Raw genomic sequence first — 5,048 nt, 5'->3', positions numbered from 1 at the left:
GACCGAACCGTGGGTGCGGTTCGGACGGGCCGGGCCCGGGGGAGTGGCGGTGCGGGGCCGGCCGGGGTCAGCGGGCCGGCGAGGCGGCGTCCAGGGCCTCGACGGCGCGGACCAGCGAGGTCAGCTCCGGGTTGCGGCCGGCCTCGTCGAGCGCCTCGCGCAGGGCGGCGTCGTTGGTCGGGCGGGCCGCCTCCAGGAGTCGCAGGCCCTCCTCGCTCACGTTGGTGTAGATGCCGCGGCGGTCGGTCGGACACAGGTAGCGCGACAGCAGCCCGCGGTCCTCCAGTCGGGTGACCAGGCGCGTGGTGGCGCTCTGGCTGAGCACGACCGCGTCGGCGACCTGCTTCATCTGCAGGTGTCCGCCCACCCCCTCGTGCTGGCGGCTGAGCACGTCGAGCAGTGAGTACTCGCGCACGCTCAGGTCGTGGGCGGCCTGCAGGGCGCGTTCGATGTGGGACTCGATCCGGCCGTGCAGGAGGGACAGGGCGCCCCAACCGTTGGCGAGAGCGGTGAGCGCGGGGTCTGTGGCGGTCATGGGGCCCGGCCTCCTTCCGTGTGTGGCTGGGTCCAGGATAAGCCATGAACTGAAATATCGGCTAGAGCTTGTATAGCGCTCGTGCAACTACTTTCCGCTCCGGGGTCGCCCCGGCCGCGCCCCCGGGAGTGGTTCAGACCACTGTGGCCACAAATGGTTCAGACCATTGACGGACGGGGAAGGCAGATCCTACGGTGTCGGGCAACCGGTCTGGCGCGGGCATGCCATGTCTCGGGCAGGCCGCCGTGCGCACCCCCACGCGCACGCGCACGCCCCGCGCCGGGCGCACACTCCATCCACCCCCACGGAGGAGCACCATGCGCAAGCGCCATCTGATCGCCGCCGCCGCGGCCGCGATCACCCTGCCGATCGCGGCGGCCCTGCCCGCCCAGTCGCACGGCTTCATCAACCTGCCGCCGAGCCGTTCCGCGCTCTGCGGCGCCAACGCCGTCCCGTGGGACTGCGGCGACATCCAGTGGGAGCCGCAGAGCGTCGAGGGCCCCAAGGGCTTCCCGACCCGCGGCCCGGCGGACGGCACCATCTGCGCCGGCGCCGACGCCCGCTGGGCCCCGCTGGACAACCCCCGCAACGGTGCCTGGCCGACCACCAAGGTGACGGCGGGCCAGCAGCTCACCTTCACCTGGGAGATCGAGGCCCGGCACTCCACCACGAACTTCCGGTACTTCCTGACCAAGCCCGGCTACGACGCGAGCCAGCCGATCACCCGCGCCTCCCTGGACCTCACCCCGTTCCTGACCGTCCCCTACAACGGCCGCCAGCCCGCCGCCACCACCACCCACACCGCGACCCTGCCCGGCGGCCGCACCGGCCACCAGGTGGTCGTCGCCGTCTGGGACGTCGCCGACACCGGCAACGCCTTCTACTCCTGCACCGACGTCCAGTTCTGACCGTCCTCCGGCGGTCCGGGTCGCCCGGGCCGTCCTGACCGCCGCGTCCCGCCGACGCCGCCGCCCGACCCCGGACGGCGCCGGCGGGCCGCCCCCCGTACCGCCGCCCCCTGTCCCGTCCCCACCGCAGACCCCGGACCCGACGCCGCCCCGGGCCGTGCTCGCGCGCGCCGCCAAAGCCGTGAATAGGTACATTGACGACATTTGGCAGCAGTGCCCAGGCTCCGCGCGTCCACGAAAGAGGGTCTCCATGCGCCCCGACCTCAGCCCCGCCGTCCTCGCCGAGCTGCGCCGGCCGCGGCCCTATCCGGCGGTGTCGATCCTGATGCCCACGCACCGCCGGGAGCCGGACAACACCCAGGACCCGGTCCGGCTGCGCAACCTGCTGGCCGAGGCGAAGGAGCGCGTCCAGGCCGACCCGAAGGTCTCCCGCGCCGACCGGATCGACCTGCTGGAGCAGCTCGACCGGGCCCTCGCCGAGGTCGACCTGGTGCACGCCGAGGACGGCCTGGCGCTCTTCGCCGCGCCCGGCGAGCACCAGGTGTGGTCACTCGGGCGCACCGCCCCCGCCCGGGTGGTCCTGTCCGACACCTACCTCACCCGCAACCTGGTCGCCGCGCACGCCGCCGAGCGCCCGTTCTGGGTGCTCGCGGTCGCCGCCGACAAGGTGGTGCTGTGGGGCGGCACCGAGGAGCGGGTCGCCGAGGACAAGGGCCACGGCTTCCCGCTGGTGCGGGTCTTCGACAACCCCGACCCCGAGCGGCAGGAGCAGATCGGCGACACGCCCAGCACCTTCCGCGACGAGGCGACCAAGACCTTCCTGCGCCAGGCCGACACCGAGGTCGGCAAGCTGCTGGCCGCCGCCCCCCGCCCGCTGTACGTGGTCGGCGAGGCCGCCGCGCTCGCCCTGCTGGACGCCGTCGGCCCGATCGCCAAGGAGTCCACCGCCCAGCTGCCGCACGGCGGCCTGGCCCAGGCCGACGCCGAGACCGTCCGCAAGGTGGTCGAGCCCGCCGTGCGCGCCCACGCCGAGCGCGAGGTCGGGGAGAACCTCGCCCAGCTCGACAAGGCCCGCGGCGCCCAGCAGTTCGCGGCCGGCCTGGACGAGGTCTGGCAGACCGTCGGCGAGGGCCGGATCGCCCGCCTGGTGGTCGAGGAGAACTACCGCGCCACCGTGCGCGACGACGGCGAGCACCTGGTGCCCGCCGAGGCCGGCCAGGACGGCGCCCGCGAGGACATCGTCGACGAGGTGGTCGAGCGCACCCTGGACACCGGCGGCCGGGTCGGCTTCGTTCCCGACGGCACCCTCGCCGACTCCGGCCGGATCGCCGCCGTCCTGCGCTACTGACCCGCCGTCGGCCCGGCCCGCCCCGCGGCCGCCCCCGCCCCGGCGGGCGGCCGCGGAACGCCGCCGGGCCCCGGACCGTCGCACAGGGCGACCGCCCGGCCGCACCCCCACCGGGCCCGGCCGCACACCCGCCCCCGCACCCGTACGGAAACGAACCGGCCGAACGGCGCAAGGATGACGCCACTGTCGTGAACCTCACCCCCAATGGTCACGAACGGTTCCCGGAGCCGTGGCGTCCGGTTCGGCAACCCTCCCTAACCTGCCGCGCATGACACAGAGTCACCGCCCCCGCGCGGGCCGCCGCACCGGCCTGCTCGCCGCCGCCGTCGCCGCCTCGCTCGGCCTCACCGCCGTCGCCCTGAACGCCCCCAGCGCCGTCTCCGCCGAAGCCGCCCCCGCCGCGGCCGCCGGCGCCCCGGCCCCCGGCGAGGTCGTCCTCGACGAGCACTTCTCCGCCCCCGCCCTGCCCGCCGGCTTCACCGCCGCCGAGGGCGACTGGAAGGTGGAGAACGGCCGCCTGGTCGGCACCTCCGCCAACTCCGGGCAGCAGAGCCGCATCACCTTCGGCCGCCACCTGAACGACTTCCGCATCGAGGCCACCGCCCGCTTCGAGACCGTCCAGGACAACGGCCGCTGGACCGCCCTGGGCCTGGACGTCCCCGCCAGCGGCGCCACCCCCTGGTCGATCGCCACCATGCGCACCGGCACCACCGCCGCCAACGGCCTCGAGTTCGCCCAGCGCACCCCCGCCAACACCTGGAGCGTCACCGACACCGCCGCGGCCCCCACCGCCGCCGGCACCGGCCGCGACGTGCGCATCGCCGCCGAGGTCCACGGCACCACCGCCCGCTGGATCTTCGACGGCAAGGAGGTCATGCGCACCACCCAGGTCGCCCGCACCGCCGACGGCGGCCAGGCCCTGGTCGTCAACGGCGCCAAGGTCTCCTTCGACGACCTCAGGATCACCGCCCTGGCCCCCGGCGGCTGGCTGCGCCCGGCCGGCTCCCCGCTGACCGTCTTCGCCCACCGCGGCGCCTCCTCCGCCGCCCCCGAGAACACCCTGGTCTCCGACGAGATCGCCCGCCGCGGCGGCGCCGAGTGGATCGAGAACGACGTCCAGCCCAGCAAGGACGGCGTCCCCTACGTCCTGCACGACGACACCGTCGACCGCACCACCGACGGCAAGGGCCGCATCCGCGACCTGACCGCCGCCCAGCTCGACGCCCTGGACGCCGGCTCCTGGTTCGGCCCCGTCTACGCCGGCACCCGCGTGCCCACCCTCGCCGCCCAGCTGGAGGACCTGCGCACCCGCGGCGGCAACCTGCTGCTGGAGATCAAGGGCCGGCACAGCCGCGACGAGGTCGCCCGGATCGTCAAGGAGGTGCGCGACCACCGGATGACCGGCCGGGTCTTCGTCCAGAGCTTCGAGGTCGACGCCCTGCGCCACACCCGCGAACTCGCCCCCGAGCTGCCGCTCGGCCTGCTGCGCGGCGACCTCGACGCCGACCCGGTGGCCGTCGCCAAGGACCTCGGCCTGTCCGCCTACAACCCCTCCGACGGCGGCCTCGCCGCCCGCCCGGCCGTGGTGAAGGACCTGCACGCCGCCGGCGTCGCGGTCAACGTCTGGACGGTCGACTCCGCCACCCGCTGGAAGGCCCTGGAGGCCGCCGGCGTCGACGGCGTCATCACCAACCGCCCGGCGGAGCTGGCCGGTTGGAACAGCGCCTGGCTGCAGGGCACCGCCCCCGTCCAGCCCGCCGCGCCCACCGTGGCGATCACCTCCCCGGCCGCCGGCGCCACCCTGGACCGCGCCCAGCAGCCGGTCACCGCCGTCCGGTCCAGCGGCGCCGACACCGTCCGCCTCACCCTGGACGGCAAGGAACTGGCACCCGGCACCGCTCTGGACACCACCTCCCTCGCGCTCGGCAAGCACACCCTGCGCGCCGAGGCCACCGGCCCCGGCGGCCGCGCCGAGACCACCGCCGAGTTCACCATCGCCGCCACGCCCACCGGCCTTGCCGCCCTGGTGCTCACCTCCGGCGCCGACCGCAACGCCGTCGCCACCCTGACCGTGATGCTCGGCCAGGGCCAGTACCAGCCGCTCGCCCACTGGGCCGAGAACCAGGCCGGGCGCACCGTCCCCGCCGAGCGGGCCGCCCTGATCGCCGCCGAGGCCCGTGCCCTGGACGCCGCCCCGCGCGGCTGACACCCCGCCGCCGTGCCCGCCGGCGCCGTCGACGACGGCACCGGCGGGCAC

The 5,048-nt window shown here is 75.4% G+C and carries 4 protein-coding genes; 3 read left to right on the top strand and 1 reads right to left on the bottom strand.

From position 1 onward, the window contains the following. Nucleotides 1–67 precede the first annotated feature (67 nt). The gene (locus AB0E96_RS38065) at nt 68–535 is read right to left on the bottom strand and encodes a MarR family transcriptional regulator (RefSeq protein WP_359830968.1); all 468 of its coding nucleotides are present in this window, start codon (nt 533–535) and stop codon (nt 68–70) included. Between the two features lie 317 nt (nt 536–852). On the opposite strand from AB0E96_RS38065, the gene AB0E96_RS38060 reads away from it, so the two are divergent. From AB0E96_RS38060 to AB0E96_RS38050, 3 genes are all read left to right on the top strand, one after another. Then, nucleotides 853–1,443, top strand: a complete 591-nt coding sequence (locus AB0E96_RS38060) for a lytic polysaccharide monooxygenase (protein ID WP_359830966.1) — start codon at nt 853–855, stop codon at nt 1,441–1,443. A gap of 250 nt (nt 1,444–1,693) precedes the next feature. After that, nucleotides 1,694–2,791: a chemotaxis protein gene (locus tag AB0E96_RS38055; RefSeq protein WP_359830965.1), complete on the top strand. Its 1,098-nt coding sequence runs from the start codon at nt 1,694–1,696 to the stop codon at nt 2,789–2,791. Nucleotides 2,792–3,059: 268 nt separating this feature from the next. Beyond that, a complete protein-coding gene (locus tag AB0E96_RS38050) occupies nt 3,060–4,997 on the top strand; it encodes a glycerophosphodiester phosphodiesterase family protein (RefSeq protein ID WP_359830964.1) in 1,938 nt (645 codons plus the stop codon). The last annotated feature ends 51 nt before the right edge of the window (nt 4,998–5,048 follow it).

This window comes from Kitasatospora sp. NPDC036755 (genome assembly GCF_040636595.1).
Taxonomy (GTDB): Bacteria; Actinomycetota; Actinomycetes; order Streptomycetales; family Streptomycetaceae; genus Kitasatospora.
The sequence above is the reverse complement of the archived record's forward strand: the minus strand, read 5'-3'. Positions and strand labels throughout refer to the sequence as shown.

Excerpts from the sequence above, each read along its gene's own strand:
- AB0E96_RS38065 (WP_359830968.1), bottom strand. The coding sequence starts at position 535 with ATGACCGCCACAGACCCCGCGCTCACCGCTCTCGCCAACGGTTGGGGC.
- AB0E96_RS38060 (WP_359830966.1), top strand. The coding sequence starts at position 853 with ATGCGCAAGCGCCATCTGATCGCCGCCGCCGCGGCCGCGATCACCCTG.
- AB0E96_RS38055 (WP_359830965.1), top strand. The coding sequence starts at position 1,694 with ATGCGCCCCGACCTCAGCCCCGCCGTCCTCGCCGAGCTGCGCCGGCCG.
- AB0E96_RS38050 (WP_359830964.1), top strand. The coding sequence starts at position 3,060 with ATGACACAGAGTCACCGCCCCCGCGCGGGCCGCCGCACCGGCCTGCTC.